The sequence below is a fragment of the Polaribacter pacificus genome, assembly GCF_038024035.1.
Classification (GTDB): domain Bacteria; phylum Bacteroidota; class Bacteroidia; order Flavobacteriales; family Flavobacteriaceae; genus Polaribacter; species Polaribacter pacificus.
Genome location: NZ_CP150664.1, coordinates 2,053,327 through 2,068,891, shown reverse-complemented (window position 1 = coordinate 2,068,891; position 15,565 = coordinate 2,053,327). Strand labels below are relative to the sequence as shown.

Here is a 15,565-nt window from a genome sequence, read left to right as displayed (position 1 = left end):
AAGCTATGATTCAAAAATTTAGATTTTTTTTGTTAGTAATCACTAGTCTTTTCTGTTTAAATTGCAGTACAACCCAGGCTGTCATGGTTAAAAAAAAGATAGTGTTTCAAGATAATTTTGAGGATTTAGAAAATTTTAAAACTTATTGGGAAAACAACTCTTGGAAAAGCCCAAAATCATATGCGCTAGAAAATGGGCATTTAAAAATAAGCACTAGAGCCAACTCTTTAGATCGGGTTAAAGTTAGAACCAAAAGCAATAATTTTACCACAGGTACTTATCAGTGGAGAATTTTTATTCCAGAGTTTACCTTATATGAGCAATGTAGCATTGGAGCTTTTTTATATCACAATGACATAAAAGAATTTGAATTTGATTTTGAAATTGGTTCAGGAGCAAAAGAAGACAGAGACAAAATACATTTAAAAGAAGACGAGGCAATTGTTTACTGTGTTTCTCAATTTGAGCCATCTAACTCTAGTCATTTTGCAGTCAAAATGGGCGCTTACTCAGATTTTACTATAGAGCTTATTGATGTGGATGGCTTTTATTTGGTTAAATGGTTAATCAATAACAAACTGGTAAAAACCCTACAAACTAAGGTAAAATCTAACACTCCATTTAGGGTTCATGCCAGCTTAGAGAACTTACATTTTATGGGAGACATAAAAACAACCAAAGAAAATTATGTGCTTTTTGATTCTTTTAAATATCAAAACTAATATAATTTTACAAGCAATACTCACTTACATTTTTGGCATGTTTCTTGCGTTATTTTAAAAAAACACATCTAATGAATTCTTATCTAATCACAACTGCACTTTCAATAAGCCTTTTATTTGGTTTTAATACTTCTACAGACGATAAGCTAAAAAAAGAAGCATTAAAAGACAGTACACTAAATACTCAAAAAGAACGCTTATTTACTCAGCTAAATGACACTATTAGCAAAGACAGTATTAAAGAAAAAGTTGCGTATAAAGTGATTAGTAGAAACCCTACATTAAAGTTCACCATTCGAAAAATTGGAGAGCAAAAAAGAGTTATGCTCTCTATTAAAAACGGTTCAAAAAACATTCCAAAGATGAGCGTTATTAGATCTAGTGGAAACTCATTGGTAATGGGCAAGAAAAAAGGCTATGACAATGTTCAATTTCCTTTTTCTATATCGATGAATGCTCCTGGAAACTATGAAGTTAACCCGTTTAGCAACACTGCTTCTTTATTAAACAATTTCGAAATTGAAATTTATGAACCTGGTTATTGGGAAATTTCTTTTAACAGATAACCCCTAAAAAACTGCAATATTCTTTCTTTGTACCTACTTAGGTGTCAGTAAATAAATATGTATTTTTGCAGCAGCAAAATCCTTATTGTTAGCCACTCGCTAATCAGTAAAAAGACTGCGACACAAAACTATATTTATCTATTTTGGGAAATCATTTTCAGCATTTTACTTCTTCAATTACGGGCATTAAACTTCCTGAAAAATTTACCTACCCTTTTTATTATGACCCTCACCCTCTCTGTGAGTTGGCTGCTAAAGAGCTGCAAGATTACCTGACAAGTCAAACAGATTGGGAGCATAATTTTGGTCTGAATCCTCAAAAGGAAGGAACCCCACTTGGCAAAATGTTTGGCGTTTTGGTAGTGGAGAACCAAAACCAAGAGCTTGGCTATTTAGCAGCTGTTTCTGGAAAACTAGCAGCAACCAACGAACACCAAGTATTTGTACCTCCAGTATTTGACATGCTACATCAAGGAAGCTATTTTTTAAAAGAAGAAGAAAAGCTAAATCAGATTAATTTAGAGATTGAAACCCTAGAGCAAAATCAAACATATAAAAAACTGCAAGCGGCTTATAAAAAAGAGCTTATAGAAAGTCAAGAAGATATTGCAGCAAAAAGACTGCAAGGTAAAGAAGCCAAAATCAATAGAGATCAACGCAGACAGAAAGGCAAGCAACACTTAAGTACTGAAGCTCACCAAGAACTTTGTGAGGTATTGGCTAAAGAAAGTCTAGAGAGTAAATATTTTCTAAACAATGTCATTAGATATTGGGAGCACCGATTGGCTGCTGCTCAAAACGCTGTATCAGTTTATGATGATAGGCTAAACGAACTCAAAGCAGAACGCAAAGAAAAATCAGGAAACTTACAGAATTTTTTATTTGAACAATATCAGTTTTTAAACGCCGACGGCAAGGTTAAAAATTTACTTAATCTCTTTGAAAACCAAAAACCTCCTGCAGGTGCAGGAGAATGTGCTGTTCCAAAACTATTACAATACGCTTTTGAGAAAAAACTTAAACCTATAGCCATGGCTGAGTTTTGGTGGGGTCAATCTCCAAATACCGAAATTAGAAAACATCAGCATTTTTACCCCGCCTGCCAAGGAAAGTGCAAGCCTATTTTAACCCATATGCTCAAAGGCTTAGAGGTAGACACCAACCCCCTACTACAAAACCCTGCTGTAGGAAAAGAAATAGAAATTGTATTTGAAGACGATGTGATGCTGATTGTTAACAAGCCAGCAGAATTTTTATCAGTCCCAGGGATTGTGATCCAAGATTCAGTGTACAGTCGAATAAAAAAACAATACCCTGAGGCAACAGGCGCTTTAATTGTTCATCGCTTAGACATGTCTACCTCAGGACTTTTAATATTAGCAAAAACTAAAGAAGCCAATAAGCAGTTACAAGAGCAGTTTATTAGTAAAAGTATCAAAAAAAGATATGTCGCTGTCTTGGATGGTATGATAGAAGGCAACAAAGGGAAAATTTCTTTGCCCTTACGTGTAGATTTAGATGATAGACCCCGGCAGTTAGTCTGTTTTGAGCACGGAAAACCTGCCACAACCTATTGGGAAAAGATTGATGAAAAAGATGGAAAAACGAGAGTTTATCTTTATCCAATCAGCGGAAGAACACATCAATTGCGAATGCATACTTCTCATATTTTAGGGTTAAACACCGCAATCGTGGGAGATGACTTGTACGGTTCTAAAGCAGATAGACTTCATCTACATGCAGAATCTATTGAGTTTACCCATCCAACATCCTTAGAAAAAATGCGGATTAAAATAGCTCCAGAATTTTAAAAGCCAGTAGCATTCAAAACAAAAGTGCCATCTATCACACAATTAAGAAACAACAGAGAGGCGCTATCTAATATTCAATCAGTAAATTAAAGAAAAACTAGGCTTGTCTATTTAATATTTAATCGTACCTTTGCAGACCTTTTTTAAGGAAAAATTTTTATTTATTAATTGACAAAAACTAATAGTGTATGAACACATTAAGTTACAAAACAGTATCGGCAAACAAGAACACTGCTAATAAAGAGTGGTTGGTTGTTGATGCGGACGGACAAACCTTGGGTCGTCTTGCTTCTAAAATAGCAATGCTAATTAGAGGAAAATACAAAACCAACTTTACACCTCACGTAGATTGTGGTGATAATGTTGTAGTAATCAACGCAGAAAAAATCAACCTAACTGGTAAGAAGTGGACTGACAAGTCTTACATCCGTCACACTGGATATCCAGGAGGTCAAAGATCGCTTACTGCTACAGAAATGTTTGAGAAAGATCCTACAAGATTGATCGAGAAAGCAGTAAAAGGGATGTTACCTAAAAACAAATTAGGAAGTGCATTGTACAGAAATTTATATGTATATGCAGGAGCAGAGCACCAACATGCGGCTCAAAACCCAAAAGCTATTAACGTTAACGATCTTAGATAATGGAAACAGTACACAAAATAGGTAGAAGAAAAACCGCTGTTGCACGTATTTATCTTACTGAAGGTAAAGGTAATATTACAATCAACAAAAGAGAGTTTAAAAATTATTTTACAACATCAACGTTGCAATATAAAGTTATCCAACCTTTACAATTAACAGACAACTTAACGTCTTACGACATCAAAGTAAATGTTTTTGGAGGAGGAGTAACTGGACAAGCAGAAGCAATCCGTTTGGCAATTACCAGAGCATTGGTATCAATCAACGAAGAGCACAAAGCAGTCTTAAAACCAGAAGGATTATTGACTAGAGACCCTAGAATGGTTGAAAGAAAGAAATTCGGTCAAAAGAAAGCAAGAAAAAAGTTCCAATTCTCGAAACGTTAATCGCATACTCCGATTCTATTTGGAGTTGCTTTACAAACGTAGAAGTGAATTGTTCATTTATAATTAAATAACAGTTTAGCATCTAAATACCTAAGACTCTCAAAAGACTACTTAGGTATTGCTACATTAAAGAAAGTAAACAATGGCAAAAGTAAACATTAAAGAATTATTAGACAATGGTGTTCATTTTGGACACTTAACTAGAAAGTGGGATCCAAACATGGCTCCTTATATTTATACAGAGCGTAATGGTGTTCACATCATTGACTTGTATAAAACTGCAGCTAAAATAGAAGAAACTGCTGAAGCGCTACAAAAAATAGCAAACTCAGGACGTAAAATTCTTTTTGTTGCAACTAAAAAGCAAGCTAAAGATATCGTTGCAGAAAAAGCAAAGAACATCAATATGCCTTTCATTACAGAAAGATGGCCTGGTGGAATGTTAACCAACTTTATCACTATTAGAAAAGCAGTAAAGAAAATGTCATCTATTGACAGAATGAAATTAGATGGTTCTTTCGATGCTTTATCTAAAAGAGAAAAATTACAAATCAACCGTCAAAGAGAAAAATTAGAAAAGAATTTAGGTTCTATTACTGATATGACTCGTTTACCTGGTGCATTGTTTATCGTGGATGTTAAAAAAGAGCATATTGCAGTAGCAGAAGCTCAAAAATTAAACATTCCAATCTTTGCAATGGTAGATACAAACTCTGATCCAAGACCGATTGATTTTGTAATTCCTGCAAATGATGACGCTTCTAAATCTATCGATAAAGTATTAAGTTTTATTACTGATGCTATCGCTGAAGGTTTGGCAGAAAGAAAAGCTGGAAAAGAAAAAGCTCAACCAGAAGCTGCTGAAGCTCCAAAAGCAGAAGCTAAAACTACTGAAGAAGCTAAATAATTAACAAATCTATAAACTGTATAACAATTCTGATTTCACAAAAAATCAGAATTGTTTTTACAAAAAATACTAAGTGACATGACAAAAATAAGTGCTGCAGACGTAAAAAACTTAAGAGAAGCTACTGGTGCTGGAATGATGGATTGTAAAAATGCATTGGTTGAAGCAGAAGGAAACTTTGACAAAGCAATTGAAGTTTTACGTAAAAAAGGACAAAAAGTAGCTGCAAAAAGAGCTGATAGAGAATCTACAGAAGGAGTTGCAATTACAAGAATTAACGCTGATAACACTGCTGGAATAGCAATCGTATTGGCTTGTGAAACTGACTTTGTTGGTAAAAATGATTCATTCGTAGCATTGGCTGGTCAACTTGCAGACATCGCTTTAAACTTCAACACTAAAGAAGAATTTTTAGCTGCTGATTTTGATGGAATGACAGTTGCAGATAAATTAGTTGAACAAACTGGTGTTATTGGAGAGAAATTAGACATTACTGCTTTTGAAAGAATTGAAGCTGCTTATGTTGGTTCTTATACACATATCGGTAAAATTGCTGCTATCGTTGGTTTAACAAACGCAGTTGATAAAGCTGATGTTTTAACTAAAGACTTAGCAATGCAAATTGCTTCAATGGGAGCTACTACTTTATCTTATAAAGATTTTGACCCAGCTTATATTGCATCAGAAACTGAAGCGAGAATTGCTGTAATCGAAAAAGACAATATTGAGTTAGGTAGATTAGGGAAAACATTGAAAAATGTACCACAGTTTATTTCTATGGCTCAGTTAACTGAAGATGTTTTAGCAAAAGCTGAAGAAGCTGCAAAAGCTGAATTAAAAGCTGAAGGAAAACCAGAACAAATTTGGGACCGTATTTTACCTGGTAAAATGGAGCGTTTTATTTCTGATAATACAACCTTAGATCAAGAACAATGTTTATTGGATCAAGTGTTTATTAAAGACGAAAAGAAGAATGTTGCACAATACGTTAAAACGTATGGAGATGTTGCAGTAAGCGGATTTAAAAGAGTTACTTTAGGATAATCTTAAGTTCTCAAAAAACCATAATAAAAACCATCCAATACGGATGGTTTTTTTTTGCATAGAACTTCACTCTATTTATTAAAAACAAAAAATGCTTTGATGGAATTTCTTATATTTGCCAAACCTTTGTTCTCGTTTGAGCGAGAATTTTATTAAATACAAATCAATACATGCAATACAAAAGAATTCTTTTAAAATTAAGTGGCGAAGCTTTAATGGGTGACAGACAATACGGGATAGACCCAAAACGACTGTCTGAGTATGCCAAGGAAATTAAAGAAGTTGTAGAAAAAGGAATAGAAGTAGCCATTGTAATTGGAGGAGGAAACATCTTTAGAGGTGTTGCTGGAGCGAGTAACGGTATGGATAGAGTTCAAGGAGATCATATGGGGATGCTTGCAACCTGCATTAATGGTTTAGCGCTACAAAGTGCCCTTGAAGCAGAAGGTATTCAGACAAGACTCCAAACAGCTATTGAGATTAAAGAAATTGCAGAGCCTTATATTAAAAGGAGAGCCAATCGTCATCTAGAAAAAGGACGTGTTGTTATTTTTGGAGGAGGTACCGGAAATCCGTATTTTACTACAGATACAGCTGCTGTCTTAAGAGCCATAGAAATTAATGCAGATGCTATTTTAAAAGGGACTCGTGTAGATGGTATTTACAATTCTGATCCTGAGAAAAATAAAGATGCAATTAAATTTCAAAGCATTACTTTTAAAGAAGTCATAGAAAAAGGCTTAAAAGTAATGGACATGACTGCGTTTACATTAAGTGAAGAAAATAAGCTTCCAATTATTGTTTTTGATATGAACAAAAAAGGAAACTTCATGAAATTGGTTTCTGGAGAAAAAATTGGAACCATAGTTGATAATAAATAAGTAAAGTATAAATTTTAAGTGATGAACGAAGAGATTGAATTTATTTTAGACTCGGCCAAAGAACAAATGCAAAATGCCATAGCGCATTTAATTAAAGAATTGAGAAATATTCGAGCTGGTAGAGCAACTCCTGCTATGTTAGGTGGAATTCAAGTAGACTATTATGGCTCTCAAACACCTTTAAGTCAGATTGCCAATGTAAACACACCCGATGCACGTACCATTACTGTACAACCTTGGGAAAAAAACATGCTTCAAGAAATTGAAAAGGCAATTATGCTTGCCAATATTGGTTTTAACCCCATGAATAATGGAGAAAACATTATTATCAATGTTCCTGCATTAACAGAAGAAAGACGTTTAGGCTTGGCTAAACAAGCAAAAGCTGAGGCTGAAGATGCCAAAATCGGGATTAGAAATGCAAGAAAAGACGCCAACAACGAGATTAAAAAAGTAGACATTTCTGATGATATGAAAAAGATTGCAGAAGCTGATGTTCAAACTTTAACAGATGATTTTGTAAAACAAACAGAAGCACTTTTAGCGGTCAAAGAAAAAGAGATCTTGACCGTCTAATTGTAAATAAAAAATTAAAAAAAAGCGTTGACAAACGCTTTTTTTTATGCCAGCTATTTAAAGGGCATTTGTTACCTTTGCTAAAATTTTTTTAAATGAATTTCTGGACCAAAGCTGCAGGTTTAATCTTGAGAAACCGCTATGTAGTTCTACTTGTAATTGCAATCTGTACTGCTTTTTTAGCCAGTCAAATGAAGTATATGAAGTTTTCGTATTCTGAGGCGAACTTACTTCCAGAAAATCACGAAGCAAACATTCAATACAACCAATTTTTAAAAGTTTTTGGTGAAGAAGGAAATTTAATTCTGCTTGGAATTAAGGATACTACTTTATTTACTCCAAAAAAACTAGAAGCTTGGAATTCACTTACCAAAGAATTAGACAAGGCAGAAGAAATAGAATTTACCGTTTCTATAGCCGATGTTCAAAAGCTAGAAGTAGATAGAAAAAACAGAAAATTTGTTTTAGAACCCCTTATTGAACAATCACCAAAAACACAAAATGAAGTAGATAAAATTAGAAAGGATCTGTTTGAAAACCTTCCGTTTTATGACAATCTACTTTACAATAAGAATACTGGAACTGTACAGTCTGCTATTTACATTAAAAAGGATATTGTAAACACTCCGCAACGAAGAGATTATATTTTTGATGTACTTATCCCTACCATAGAAAAATTTGAGAAAGACAATGACTTAAACGTACGTGTTTCTGGAATGCCCTATATTAGAACCTTAAATTCTCAAAACATTCAAGATGAGATTTTATTATTTGTCTTAGGAGCTCTAGGAATCACCGCAATTATTTTTTACTTCTTTTTCCGCTCGTATAGAGCCACATTTATTACACTATCTGTAGTCATGATCGGTGTGGTTTGGGCCTTTGGATTTATTGGCTTATTCCAATATGAAATTACGGTCTTAACAGCATTAATTCCGCCATTAATCATTGTTATTGGTGTACCCAATGCCGTATTTTTAATTAACAAATACCAGCAAGAGGTTAAGAAGCATGGAAACCAGGCAAAATCATTGCAAAGAGTCATTTCTAAGGTCGGTAACGCTACTTTAATGACCAATATTACAACAGCTTCTGGATTTGCAACTTTTGTTTTTGTAAAGAGCCAACTGTTAAGAGAATTTGGAATTATTGCCTCGATCAACATCGTTTGTATATTTATTTTGGCTTTGATGATTATTCCAATCATCTATAGTTTTATGCCACTTCCTAAAAAGAAACATCTAAATCACTTAGAAAAAAAATGGATTGAAAATGTGGTAAACTGGATGGAAAAAATGGTGAGACACAATAGAATCACCATTTATATCTCTACTGTGATCATTATCATTTTTGGAATTATCGGCATCTATCAAATCCGCGTTTCTGGAAGCCTAATAGAAGACATGCCTAAAGGAAAAGACTTCTACAAAGACATTAAGTTTTTTGAAACCGAATTTGGAGGAATCATGCCTTTAGAAATATTGGTAAATACCAAAAAAGAAAATGGTGTCATGAAATTATCGACACTTAAAAAGATGGAAAAGATCAATGAAGTTATTGAGCAATTTCCTGAACTTTCTAAACCAATATCTGTAGTAAACCTTGTAAAATACTCAAAACAAGCCTACTACAAAGGGAACCCTAAATATTATCAGCTTCCTACCTCACAAGAACAGAGTCATATTTTTGCCTTTACCAAAAATTCTGATGGCAATGCCAAAATGCTTAATAATTTTGTAGATTCTACTGGTCAATATGCAAGAATCACCACCTTTATGAAGGATGTGGGCACTGACAAAATGGATGATATTCAAAATCGATTACAAGCCATTATAGACAAAGAGTTTGATGCAGATACTTATGAGGTAACCCTAACCGGAAAGGCCTTGGTCTTTTTAAAAGGGACTAATTACCTAATCAAAAACCTAATCATTTCTTTGTCATTAGCTATTTTACTAATTGCAATTTTTATGGCATGGATGTTTCGATCGTACCAAATGATCTTAATCTCAATTTTACCTAATATATTACCCCTACTAATTACAGCAGGATTGATGGGCTTTTTAGGCATCCCTATTAAACCGTCAACAATTTTGGTGTTTAGTATTGCCTTTGGTATATCTGTGGATGATACCATTCACTTTTTAGCAAAATACAGGCAAGAATTACAAGCCAACAACTGGAAAATTACTCGATCAGTATACAGCGCATTAAGAGAAACTGGTGTGAGTATGTTTTACACGTCCATTGTGTTATTTTTTGGTTTTCTAGTCTTTACTATTTCTAGTTTTGGAGGAACTATTGCTTTAGGAGGTCTGGTTTCTGTAACTCTTTTGTTTGCTATGGTATCTAACTTGTTATTACTACCTTCTTTGCTACTTTCTTTTGAAAAGAAAATCTCAAACCAGAAAGTATTCAAAGAACCAAGCATAAAGATTCTTCCTCCAAAAGAAGAAAAGCCATAATTACAGCGCTGAACAAACTAATTTTTTAACAATAGAAGCCTCAAAGCGAAGCTTAATTATTGATGCTTCTTTCATTGCTCGTTATCTCTTAAAAAAGTATCTTTGTAATTGCCAGAACAGATGGCAATCAATATAAATAAATATTTTAGAGAGATGATTAAAGGGACTGTTTCAGACTTATTAAAATCAGAACTTTTTTTACAAGAAGTTTCGTTAAAGGGTTGGGTTAGAACATTTAGAAGCAATCGATTTATTGCACTTAATGATGGCTCTACCATTCATAATATTCAATGTGTAATCGACTTTGAAAACACAGATGAAGAAACCTTAAAAAGAATCACAACTGGCGCTGCAATTGCCGTAAAAGGAACTTTGGTAGAAAGCCAAGGAAAAGGGCAATCGGTAGAAATTCAAGTAAGTGAAATCGAAATTTTGGGAGACTCAAACCCAGAAGAATACCCTATTCAGCCAAAAAAACACAGTCTAGAGTTTTTGCGTGAAAACGCACATTTACGCGTTAGAACAAACACCTTTAGTGCTGTTATGAGAGTGCGATCTAAACTGTCTTTTGCAGTACATAAGTACTTTCAAGATGAAGGTTTTAATTATGTTCACACACCTGTTATTACTGGATCTGATGCCGAAGGTGCTGGTGAAATGTTTAAAGTGACTTCTTTTGAAGCCAATAAGGCCCCTCTTACTGAAGCAGGTGACATTGACTACTCAAAAGATTTTTTTGGAAAAGAAACCAACCTGACAGTTTCAGGACAACTAGAAGCAGAAACCTATGCAATGGCATTGGGTAAAGTATATACGTTTGGTCCTACTTTTAGAGCTGAAAACTCAAATACTACTCGCCATTTGGCAGAGTTTTGGATGATAGAGCCAGAAGTGGCTTTTATGGATTTAGATGGCAATATGGACTTGGCAGAAGATTTTATCAAATCTGTTTTAGCCTATGTTTTAGAACATTGTCAAGATGATTTAGCATTCTTAGACCAACGATTAAGTCAAGAAGAAAAATCAAAACCACAAGCAGAAAGAAGTGAAATGAGCTTGCTAGAAAAGCTGCGTTTTATTACTGAAAATAATTTTAAACGAGTTAGCTATACAGAGGCGATCGATATATTGCGCAACTCAAAACCAAATAAAAAGAAGAAGTTTCAATTTCCTATCAACGAGTGGGGAGCTGATTTACAATCTGAACACGAACGTTATTTGGTTGAAAAACACTTTAAATGTCCGGTTATTTTATTTGATTATCCAGCAAACATTAAAGCCTTTTATATGCGCTTAAATGAAGATGGAAAAACAGTAAGAGCTATGGATGTTTTGTTTCCTGGAATTGGAGAAATTGTTGGAGGCGCACAACGTGAAGAGCGATTAGATGTTTTAAAAGAAAAAATGGCTGCTTTAGGAATTGATGAAAAAGAATTGTGGTGGTATTTGGACACTAGAAAATTTGGAACCGCAGTACATGCTGGTTTTGGACTAGGTTTTGAACGTTTGGTGCAATTTGCTACTGGAATGGCAAATATTAGAGACGTGATCCCTTTTCCAAGAACCCCACAAAACGCAGAATTTTAATTAATAAAATTTAGTAAGTATAGGCAATGTTAAAACAAAGTTTAAATTTTAAACTGTTACAGAAATTATCTCCTCAGCAAATTCAGTTGATGAAGTTAATTCAACTGCCTACGCAAGCTTTTGAGGAGCGCTTAAAACAAGAGATCGAAGAAAATCCTGCTCTAGATACTGGTAAAGACAATACGGATTCATCAGATGATGATTTTCAGAATGAATATGATGATGATAATGGTAACGAAAAAATTGACGCAGAAGATATCAATATTGACGAGTACCTTAGTGATGATGAAGTTCCTAGTTATAAAACTCAGGCAAATAATTACTCTTCGGATGATGAAGACAGAACCATGCCTTATGCTGCAGGCACCAGCTTTCATCAATCGTTGACCAATCAGTTAAACACCTTTCGGATGACTGAAGAAGAACGACTGATTGCAGAGTTCTTGGTGGGTAGTATTGATGACAGTGGTTATATTCGTCGAGAACTAGTTGATTTGGTAGATGATTTGGCTTTTACACAAAATGTATTTACCACAGAACAAAAGGTAACAGAAATGCTAACCAAAGTGGTTCATAAAATGGATCCTATTGGTGTTGGTGCTAGAAACCTTAAGGAGTGTTTAATTATACAATTAAAATCAAAGCCTTTAGAAAAAATAAGATCGTTAACCATTAACATCCTTGAAAACTCTTTTGATCTTTTTGTAAAGAAACATTATGCCAAATTAATGGAGCGCTACTCGATCTCAGAAGAAGATTTAAAGGCAGTTATTAAAGAGGTAGAAAAACTGAATCCTAAACCGGGTAGTTCTTATGCAGGTAATAATAAAATCGCGGAGCAAATTGTACCAGATTTTTCAATTCGTATTATTGATGGTGAATTAGACCTTACCCTAAATGCGAGAAATGCGCCCGAATTACATATTTCTAGGGATTATAGCAATATGCTGAAGGGCTACCAAGAATCTAAAGAAAAAAGTAAATCTCAAAAAGAAGCTGTTGGTTTTATCAAACAAAAATTAGATGCAGCAAAATGGTTTATTGATGCTATCATTCAGCGCCAGCAAACACTAATGATTACTATGAGTGCGATTATGCATTATCAGTATGACTATTTTTTGACTGGGGATGACAGAAAATTAAAACCCATGATTTTAAAAGATATTGCAGACACCATCAACATGGATATTTCTACAGTATCTCGTGTGGCTAATAGCAAATATGTCTCTACTCCTTACGGCACCAAGCTAATCAAAGAATTCTTTTCTGAGTCTATGAAAAATGACCAAGGAGAAGATGTATCTACCAGAGAAATTAAAACAATTTTAGAGACGGTTATAAAAAACGAAGACAAAAGAAAACCTTTAACCGATGATAAATTAGCTGCGGTTTTAAAAGAAAAAGGGTATCCGATTGCAAGGAGAACTATTGCAAAATACAGAGAGCAATTAGACATACCTGTGGCTCGATTACGCAAAGAGATTTAAGCTTAGTGAAGTTTTATAAATTCATATCTGTTATTTTACACCCTATCGTAATACCAACGATAGGAATCTTGCTTTTTTTATTATTAAATCCTAGCCCTATTAGCATTCAAAGGCAATATATTTTAATAAGTATTGTGTTTTTTGCAACCTATATCATTCCACTTACCTCACTTATCGTATTAAAACTTCTAGGCTATGTAGAAAGTTACCAAGTGCACAGTATTAAAGAACGAAAAATACCCTTATTTATCATGTTGGTTATTTTTAGTATCCTTGGAAAGCTTTTTGTAAACATTTCTGATTTTAGAGAGCTTGGATTGCTCTTTTACGGCACTGTAGCCGCTTTAATAGTAGTTTACCTCCTATTTGTACTAAAAATCAAAACGAGCTTGCATATACTCTCTATGAGTAGCGCTATTGCTTTTGTATTAATCTTTACTTCGGCAAACTCAGTAAGTGCATTGCCAATTATAGCTATCTTATTTGTTTTAACAGGTATTCTTGCAAGCGCGCGTTTGCATTTAAAAGCACATACTCCTTTAGAAATTTATCTTGGGTTTTTCCTTGGGTTTTGCAGTCAATTTGGACTTTATTATCTGTTATAGTATATAAAAGATTAAGCCCATCTTTATAACTTTTGTATTAATATCAGGGGTTCCTAAAGCAGATTCTTTAAGCAATGGCGTTAACCCATAATACACATGAAAATTAAAAGCGGCATAACCAGTAGAAAGTGTTAAGCCATATTGAAAATTATTAAACCGATCTACATTATTATAATCTATAACAGTTGTGCCATTATCGTAGCTAAATTGATTTTTAAGGTTATAACTCAATTTAATTCCAGCATAAACCCGCCAAAATTTAAATTTATTAGCAGTTGAAGTTCTCCAGCGAAATTCAAACGGAAGCTCTATCGTGTGGATTCTAAGTGGATTTGAGCTAACTTGGGCATCTACATCAAAGACAACTTGATTATTTTGTTCGGTTACTTTTAATCCGTGATTAAAAGAATCATAACCAAACCCTAGACCAGCACCAAAAGCTAAATGACCGCTTTTAACCAATGGAATATCTCTTATATACCCCATGCTAAAACCATAAGAAAAACCGCTCCCTCTTAACAAAGCAGGCTGGCTATACAATTGATTATAACTGATTGTTAGATATAACTGATCTTCTAAATAGCGATCACCAGTTCTAAGAGAATCCTTTTGAGAAAAGGCAAGACTGGTCATAAATAGTAAAACAAAAGTTAGCAGTTGTTTCATAAGATAGAAGTATAAACTTTAGAATGTTAAAGATAGTATATTTCAATAAAAAAAGGCAATCATATAATGATTGCCTTTTAGTATACTAAAGCATGTAATACTTATTGTTTAATCTCACTTCCTTTTTGTGTAGAAAGACTCAATTTTAAAGCATTTACATCTCTTAATTTTAATTTGATATCTGATATTGTACCAACACTAGATTTTTTATCAGCTTTGATAGAAACAGTCATAAATGGAATTTCTGCCTCACTCACTAAGGTTCTTTCATTTAAAATAAATGCTGGAACATCTTCTGCAGTTGCGATTTTGTCATTCAACTGAATCTTATCTCCTTTACCTTGTTTCTCTGTTTTAGCTTTACCAACATAGATAGTACTTACCAAACTCTTGTGTTCTAATTTCTTAACCTCTGTTGCACTAGGCAATTTTGGTGTTTGAATTTTAAGTTCAGTTTCTCTCATCGTAGTAGTCACCATAAAGAAAAACAATAACATAAATACAATATCTGGCAAGGCAGCAGTATTTACAGCTGGTAATCCTTTTTTCTTTTTTCCAAATTTAGACATAATTGTTACTTTTAATGATGATTAATTTGATTTCGGTTCTGTATCAGAAATAATTTGAGGATAACTTGTTCGGATATCTTCAACTTTTTTCTTCAAATCTTCGTTCTTTTTATCATCTAAATAAGCAGCTTCTAGAGCTTTAAAAGATATACCATAACGCTCATTTGACAATCTATCTCTAAGCTCAGAATACGCTTTTAATAGTTCGTTTTGAACGAGTACATATGTTTCATATTCTGTAACTCTATTTGTGTTTACAGAAATAACTGCTTTGTTTGGATGATCTGAAGAACTAGGGTCTTTTTCTCCTTTACAATACGTACAAGGACCTGTAGACACTCCGTCTTCAACTTTTCCTTCTCCTCCACCGTTATCAATAAATTTAATAGCTGCAGCTTTTAAGTCTTTCAACTTCATCGCTTCATTTTCTACCAACAATTCGTTGTTTCCATTGATATTTACTTCAAAAATGTTTCTCTCCTTAATAATTGGAGGAACAAAATCTTTTGGTGGTTTTTCAGATAACTTCTTAGAAATACCTGAATCAACATCCATAGTAGTAGTTACTAAGAAAAAGATAAGTAGCAAGAAAGCAATATCTGCCATTGAACCTGCATTAATTTCCGGGTTTTCTCTTCTTGCCATATCG

16 protein-coding genes are annotated in these 15,565 nt (G+C 33.8%); 13 read left to right on the top strand and 3 right to left on the bottom strand.

All coding sequences use genetic code 11. The features are described from left to right. The first annotated feature begins 83 nt into the window (after positions 1-83). The 13 genes from WHC90_RS09400 (at position 84) to WHC90_RS09340 (ending at position 13,681) form a co-directional block, all read left to right on the top strand. On the top strand, positions 84-722 hold the full coding sequence (locus WHC90_RS09400; protein ID WP_188598219.1) for a hypothetical protein: 639 nt from the start codon (positions 84-86) through the stop codon (positions 720-722). A 71-nt stretch (positions 723-793) separates the two neighbouring features. Further along, on the top strand, positions 794-1,288 hold the full coding sequence (locus tag WHC90_RS09395) for a hypothetical protein (protein WP_188598218.1): 495 nt from the start codon (positions 794-796) through the stop codon (positions 1,286-1,288). 143 nt (positions 1,289-1,431) lie between these two features. Then, the gene (locus tag WHC90_RS09390; RefSeq protein ID WP_229664898.1) at positions 1,432-3,099 is read left to right on the top strand and encodes an RluA family pseudouridine synthase; all 1,668 of its coding nucleotides are present in this window, start codon (positions 1,432-1,434) and stop codon (positions 3,097-3,099) included. A 188-nt stretch (positions 3,100-3,287) separates the two neighbouring features. After that, positions 3,288-3,743, top strand: a complete 456-nt coding sequence (gene rplM / locus WHC90_RS09385) for a 50S ribosomal protein L13 (RefSeq protein WP_188598217.1) — start codon at positions 3,288-3,290, stop codon at positions 3,741-3,743. Further along, positions 3,743-4,129: a 30S ribosomal protein S9 gene (rpsI, locus tag WHC90_RS09380; protein ID WP_188598216.1), complete on the top strand. Its 387-nt coding sequence runs from the start codon at positions 3,743-3,745 to the stop codon at positions 4,127-4,129. The genes rplM and rpsI overlap by 1 nt, the downstream gene beginning before the upstream one ends. A 142-nt stretch (positions 4,130-4,271) precedes the next feature. Further along, complete coding sequence (gene rpsB / locus WHC90_RS09375) at positions 4,272-5,036, top strand: 30S ribosomal protein S2 (protein ID WP_188598215.1); 765 nt, start codon at positions 4,272-4,274, stop codon at positions 5,034-5,036. 78 nt (positions 5,037-5,114) lie between these two features. Continuing rightward, a complete protein-coding gene (tsf, locus tag WHC90_RS09370; RefSeq protein WP_188598214.1) occupies positions 5,115-6,080 on the top strand; it encodes a translation elongation factor Ts in 966 nt (321 codons plus the stop codon). Between the two features lie 170 nt (positions 6,081-6,250). Then, positions 6,251-6,961, top strand: coding sequence for a UMP kinase (gene pyrH, locus WHC90_RS09365; protein ID WP_188598213.1), 711 nt, complete (start codon positions 6,251-6,253; stop codon positions 6,959-6,961). 21 nt (positions 6,962-6,982) lie between these two features. Then, positions 6,983-7,537, top strand: a complete 555-nt coding sequence (gene frr, locus WHC90_RS09360) for a ribosome recycling factor (protein ID WP_188598212.1) — start codon at positions 6,983-6,985, stop codon at positions 7,535-7,537. 95 nt (positions 7,538-7,632) lie between these two features. After that, complete coding sequence (locus WHC90_RS09355; RefSeq protein ID WP_188598211.1) at positions 7,633-10,002, top strand: efflux RND transporter permease subunit; 2,370 nt, start codon at positions 7,633-7,635, stop codon at positions 10,000-10,002. A gap of 153 nt (positions 10,003-10,155) precedes the next feature. Then, positions 10,156-11,589 (top strand): asparagine--tRNA ligase, encoded by a 1,434-nt coding sequence (asnS, locus tag WHC90_RS09350; RefSeq protein ID WP_188598599.1) that lies wholly within the window; start codon positions 10,156-10,158, stop codon positions 11,587-11,589. 26 nt (positions 11,590-11,615) lie between these two features. Next, the gene (gene rpoN / locus WHC90_RS09345) at positions 11,616-13,076 is read left to right on the top strand and encodes an RNA polymerase factor sigma-54 (RefSeq protein WP_188598210.1); all 1,461 of its coding nucleotides are present in this window, start codon (positions 11,616-11,618) and stop codon (positions 13,074-13,076) included. Between the two features lie 5 nt (positions 13,077-13,081). Beyond that, the gene (locus WHC90_RS09340; RefSeq protein WP_188598209.1) at positions 13,082-13,681 is read left to right on the top strand and encodes a hypothetical protein; all 600 of its coding nucleotides are present in this window, start codon (positions 13,082-13,084) and stop codon (positions 13,679-13,681) included. On the opposite strand, the gene WHC90_RS09335 is transcribed toward WHC90_RS09340, so the two are convergent. From WHC90_RS09335 to WHC90_RS09325, 3 genes are all read right to left on the bottom strand, one after another. Next, positions 13,676-14,347, bottom strand: a complete 672-nt coding sequence (locus tag WHC90_RS09335; protein WP_188598208.1) for a porin family protein — start codon at positions 14,345-14,347, stop codon at positions 13,676-13,678. The two genes, WHC90_RS09340 and WHC90_RS09335, sit on opposite strands and share 6 nt — an antisense overlap. A 101-nt stretch (positions 14,348-14,448) precedes the next feature. Next, positions 14,449-14,916, bottom strand: a complete 468-nt coding sequence (locus WHC90_RS09330; protein WP_188598207.1) for an ExbD/TolR family protein — start codon at positions 14,914-14,916, stop codon at positions 14,449-14,451. A gap of 21 nt (positions 14,917-14,937) precedes the next feature. Continuing rightward, complete coding sequence (locus WHC90_RS09325) at positions 14,938-15,561, bottom strand: ExbD/TolR family protein (protein WP_188598206.1); 624 nt, start codon at positions 15,559-15,561, stop codon at positions 14,938-14,940. Positions 15,562-15,565 lie beyond the last annotated feature (4 nt).